Below are 928 nucleotides of genomic sequence, written 5' to 3'. Positions count from 1 at the left end.
TGTGTATAAGAGACAGAGCCTGTACCTGGGCACGCACCCGATGTCCGGCCGGGAGAAGTCCGGCCCGCTGGCGGCCAGCGCGGACCTCTTCGAGGGCCGGCCGTGGGTGCTCACGCCGACGGCCCAGACGCAGACCGAGGTGCTGAACCTGGCGCTGGAGCTGGTGGCGCTGTGCCAGGCCGTGCCGGTGGTGATGGACGCCGACGCGCACGACCGGGCGGTCGCGCTCGTCTCGCACACCCCGCAGCTCCTTTCCAGCCTGGTCGCCGCCCGGCTGGAGAGCGCGGACGAGACGGCCGTGCGGCTGTGCGGGCAGGGCATCCGGGACGTGACGCGGATCGCCGCGTCCGACCCGCGGATGTGGCTGGACATCCTCTCCGCCAACCCCGGCCCGGTCGCCGACGTGCTCGCCGCCCTCGCCGAGGACCTGGACGAGACGGTCCGCGCGCTGCGCGCGCTGGAGTCTGCCGACCACCACAAGCGGGCCGAGGGCGTCGAGGGCCTCGAGGGCGTCCTGCGGCGCGGCAACGCAGGCCGCTCCCGGGTGCCGGGCAAGCACGGCCAGGCACCGACCGCCTACGAGACGGTCGTGGTCCTGATCAGCGACCAGCCGGGCGAGCTGGCGAGGATCTTCGCCGACGCCGGCCGGGCCGGGGTCAACATCGAGGACGTCCGCATCGAGCACGCCACCGGCCAGCAGGCCGGCCGCGTCCAGATCATGGTGGAGCCGCAGGCCGCGCTCCGGCTGTCGGAGGCCCTGCGGGAGCGGGGCTGGGCGATCAGGCAGGGCTAGCTTCCCGGTAGCCTGGTACGAGCGTGGGTCACCCACGCCTGTTCCGTGTGCGCCAAACCGTAGTGGTTCTCCCAGAGCTTTCGAGAAAGGTCTCCGTCACCGTGGCTGCTTCCCTGGAGGGGACGACCCCCGTAC

1 protein-coding gene is annotated in these 928 nt (G+C 72.7%); it reads left to right on the top strand.

The features are described from left to right. A partial coding sequence (locus GL263_RS27275; protein ID WP_182858399.1) for a prephenate dehydrogenase occupies positions 1-793 on the top strand: 793 nt, incomplete at its 5' end. Positions 794-928 lie beyond the last annotated feature (135 nt).

This window comes from Streptomyces durbertensis, assembly GCF_014156695.1.
In the GTDB taxonomy this organism is placed as follows: domain Bacteria; phylum Actinomycetota; class Actinomycetes; order Streptomycetales; family Streptomycetaceae; genus Streptomyces; species Streptomyces durbertensis.
This window is presented reverse-complemented; position numbering and strand designations above follow the sequence as displayed.